The following is a 3,276-nucleotide window of genomic DNA, read 5'->3' as shown; positions in this document are numbered from 1 at the left end:
CGGGTCGAAGGAGCCGCCACCTCAGCTCATGCGTTCAACAGACTCCGGGACATCGCCCGAGGCGGCCAGTGTCATCATCCGCCTCGCGGCCCAAGCGCCTTGCCGGCGGGGTCAGCTCAACTCAAACGTTAGGCGGCTCGGCAACAACTGTTGGTCCTCATGACGCGTATCTTCCTCATACGCCATGGCGAGAACATCGACGGGCAGGTCGATGGCCAGGGGCCTGTAGTGGACTTGGGCTTGTCGGCTGCCGGCCGCACTCAGGTGGATCGTCTCTGCGCACGCTTGCTAGCCAGCGGTGAACACAATGCCGCAGTGCTCCTGGCCAGCCCGGAGCGCCGGGCGGTAGAAACTGCTCAAGCGGTCTCGGCCGTTCTTGGCTTGCAGCTCGCCACTGATCGCCGGCTGGAAGAGTGGCGCAGTGATGACGGGTCAATACCCCAAGAGGAGTTCATGGCGCAGTGGCGCGCGCTTCGCGAGCAGGACCGTGCGTACCACGGCTTTCAGCCGCAGTCCGAGAGCCAAGCAGAATTCTTCGCGCGCGTCGGCGAGGCCCTCCACTCCATCGCGCGCTTGTACGCCGGGGCTAACGTATTGGTCATCACGCACGGCGGCTTCATCCAAGCGTCGTTTCGCCACTTCTTCGGCTTCGGAGATGCCGCCTTCCGGCGAGCGTACCCGGCTGTCGCGCACACGTCCCTCACGCTGTGGCGCGAGGACGGTAACTCCGGGCGGTGGACGCTGGAGTACTCCAATGATGCCTCCCACACCGAGAGAGCCGCCTAACCCTTCGCTTGAGAGGGACCTCCACCGGCAAGGCACTTGGCCCGCGAGACGCTCGCTGTCTATCATGCGCCTCGCGGGCCAAGCGCCTTCCCGGTTCCGGCCCCTCAGCTCAAACGTTAGGCCTCAAGGGGCTCACCGCCGTGTCGCACGAGTCACGTTCTCAAAGAAGGGTCATCTAATGCCACAGAACGAGTACCTGCTGATCTCCCGTGGCCAGTGGGACGAAAGCGCAAGCAAGGAGGCAGTTCAAGGAGCCATTGATCGCTTCTACACCTGGTACGAACAGGGGTTGAGCCAAGGGAAGCTCAAGCGAGGCAGTCGATTGGAGAACCGAGGCAAGTTGGTGTCGAAGGCGGGCATCACGGATGGTCCGTTCGCGGAGGCGAAGGAGCTAGTTGGTGGCTACTGGTTCGTCGTCGCAGGAACGCTCGAAGATGCGGCCGCCATTGCGCCAGAGAACCCTTGCCTCGAGTTCGGGCTCATGCTTGAGGTTCGCCCGCTTGAGGCAGCGCGCGCCAATGCAAGCTCGGTCACGAACGAAACTCCGCCAGCCTGGCGGGCAGGTGAGGCCTAACCCTTCGCTCGAGAGGGACCTCCGCCGGCTTGGCACTTGGCCCGCGAGGCGGTGGTTCCTATCATCCGCCTCGCGGGCCAAGCGCCAACCCGGCTCCGGCCCCTCAGCTCAAACGTTAGGCCGCACACAAGGAGACCGCGGCGATGCCGTCTTGGAGGAATCAATGAACCTACGTCTTGGTGCTGCCGCCGTGGCGCTTGCTGTCGCTGGCTGTGCGATCACGCAGGAGGTTACGCCCGTCAAACTCGGACAACCTGCGCAGGACCTCTGCCTCGTCCGCAACAGCGAGGTCGTCCAGGATGAGTTCCACGACGTCTACTCCAGGGTTCTTGAGCGCAAGGGCTTTCGCATCCGTGCCCTCCCGGACAAGAGCCCGGTTGATGCTTGCCCACTGCTAGCGACTTACGAGGCCATCTATCGCTGGGACCTCGCGATCTATCTGGCTCGTGCCGATCTACGTGTTTACGCAGACGGCAAGGAAGCTGGCCGTGCCGTGTACGACTCCTTGTCTGGCGGGGCAAACATGAACAAGTTCATTCGTACGGAGCCAAAGCTCACCGAGCTGGTCAATCAGCTCTTTGCAGCGCCATGATTTCGTTGGTTCCTCGCGTGGTCGAAGGTCTGTTCGTCGAGTCGAAGCCTACGTCCCACGCGAGTGCGGCCTAACCCTTCGCTGGAGCGGGACCTCCACCGGCCTGGCACTTGGCCCGCGAGGCGCTGCAGGTCTATGCTCCGCCTCGCGGGCCAAGCGCCATCCCGGCTCCGGCCCCTCAGCTCAAACGTTAGGCCGCACGAATGGACCTGTCGCGAGTTCAACTCCTACCGCTTGCAATCGGCGCCTCGTTCTGGGCGCTGGCGCTCTTGATCATCTGGCTTCGTCCTGAACGAAAGGTTGCTCAGTGGCGCGAAGAAGACTTTGCGCAGTGGAAGGCCATTCGCGGCAAGCCGGAGGCAACCTTCGCGGAGTTCCTCGGGTCGGAAGAAGCACCAAGGAGCTACCTGTCTCGAACTGCACTGTCTGTCGTGGTCACGGCCTTGGCGCTACTAGCTCTTCACTCTGCGTTGTTGAGCTGGTCCGTGATCTCCTGAACACCAACGGGGACGCGCGAGATGCGCCTGCAAGCGCACTCACCTGCATGCGCAGGCCGTCTACGCCCATTCGGGCCTTTCGCTAGCTTGCAAGCGGGCCGTCAGCCGAGAGTGCGGCCTAACCCTTCGCTCGAGAGGGACCTCCGCCGGCAAGGCACTTGGCCCGCGAGGCGCTGGTTCTTATCATCCGCCTCGCGGGCCAAGCGCCTTCCCGGCTACGGCCCCTCAGCTCAAACGTTAGGCCTCGCATGAACCCATCGCGAACCTCCGCAAGAGTTCACGCGTTCCTCACAGCTTGCGCGGCACTCCTTGCCGCAGCCATCGCTGCCCTGGCGGTGCGCGCACCGGAAGTCTGGCCGCTGCTACCAAGCGCACCCATGCAGCTAGCGGCAACAGTACTAGGTGCTACCAGCCAAGAGCGAATCGCAGACGCCGAATTCTTCGGAGCTTGGCTCTTTGCGTTCGTCCTGGCGTTGGCCTTTGCCTACCTGGCCTTGGCACTGGTTCGCCGCGTTAGTCGCGGTAGCACTGACTAACTTTGGCGTCGGTTAAGCTGGCACAGCAGGCCTTCAGCTTGGCTTCTCTCGAAGCAGTCGCTCTCCGGCCAACGCAGTCGACTCGGGGCACCCAGGAGCTAAAGGGCTGCGTGGCTACCAGCGAGGCCTAACCCTTCGCTGGAGCGGGACCTCCGCCGGCAAGGCGCTTGGCCCGCGCACCGGCCAGTGTCATCATCCGTCGCGCGGGCCAAGCCCCTTCCCGGCTACGGCCCCTCAGCTCAAACGTTAGGCCTCACACACCAAATCCCCGTCGCGCGCACTAAACACCCT

At 63.5% G+C, this 3,276-nt stretch carries 4 protein-coding genes; all 4 read left to right on the top strand.

What is annotated here, in order from left to right; genetic code table 11:
- Positions 1–159 precede the first annotated feature (159 nt).
- The 4 genes from D9C15_RS32815 (at position 160) to D9C15_RS32800 (ending at position 2,449) form a co-directional block, all read left to right on the top strand.
- The gene (locus D9C15_RS32815) at positions 160–786 is read left to right on the top strand and encodes a histidine phosphatase family protein (RefSeq protein WP_128003660.1); all 627 of its coding nucleotides are present in this window, start codon (positions 160–162) and stop codon (positions 784–786) included.
- Between the two features lie 178 nt (positions 787–964).
- The gene (locus tag D9C15_RS32810; RefSeq protein ID WP_128003659.1) at positions 965–1,360 is read left to right on the top strand and encodes a YciI family protein; all 396 of its coding nucleotides are present in this window, start codon (positions 965–967) and stop codon (positions 1,358–1,360) included.
- A 163-nt stretch (positions 1,361–1,523) separates the two neighbouring features.
- On the top strand, positions 1,524–1,952 hold the full coding sequence (locus D9C15_RS32805) for an Sbal_3080 family lipoprotein (RefSeq protein WP_128003658.1): 429 nt from the start codon (positions 1,524–1,526) through the stop codon (positions 1,950–1,952).
- A gap of 203 nt (positions 1,953–2,155) precedes the next feature.
- Entirely contained in the window at positions 2,156–2,449 is a 294-nt protein-coding gene (locus tag D9C15_RS32800) for a hypothetical protein (RefSeq protein ID WP_128003657.1), read from the top strand.
- Positions 2,450–3,276 lie beyond the last annotated feature (827 nt).

Origin of the sequence: Piscinibacter defluvii, assembly GCF_004011805.1 — a bacterium.
Taxonomy (GTDB): domain Bacteria; phylum Pseudomonadota; class Gammaproteobacteria; order Burkholderiales; family Burkholderiaceae_C; genus Piscinibacter; species Piscinibacter defluvii.
Note: the sequence above shows the minus strand (reverse complement) of the source record. Positions and strands in the feature narration are given on the sequence as shown.

Bases quoted from the DNA above. Each gene is read 5' to 3' on its own strand.
- D9C15_RS32805 (WP_128003658.1), top strand. From the start codon at position 1,524: ATGAACCTACGTCTTGGTGCTGCCGCCGTGGCGCTTGCTGTCGCTGGC.
- D9C15_RS32815 (WP_128003660.1), top strand. From the start codon at position 160: ATGACGCGTATCTTCCTCATACGCCATGGCGAGAACATCGACGGGCAG.
- D9C15_RS32800 (WP_128003657.1), top strand. From the start codon at position 2,156: ATGGACCTGTCGCGAGTTCAACTCCTACCGCTTGCAATCGGCGCCTCG.
- D9C15_RS32810 (WP_128003659.1), top strand. From the start codon at position 965: ATGCCACAGAACGAGTACCTGCTGATCTCCCGTGGCCAGTGGGACGAA.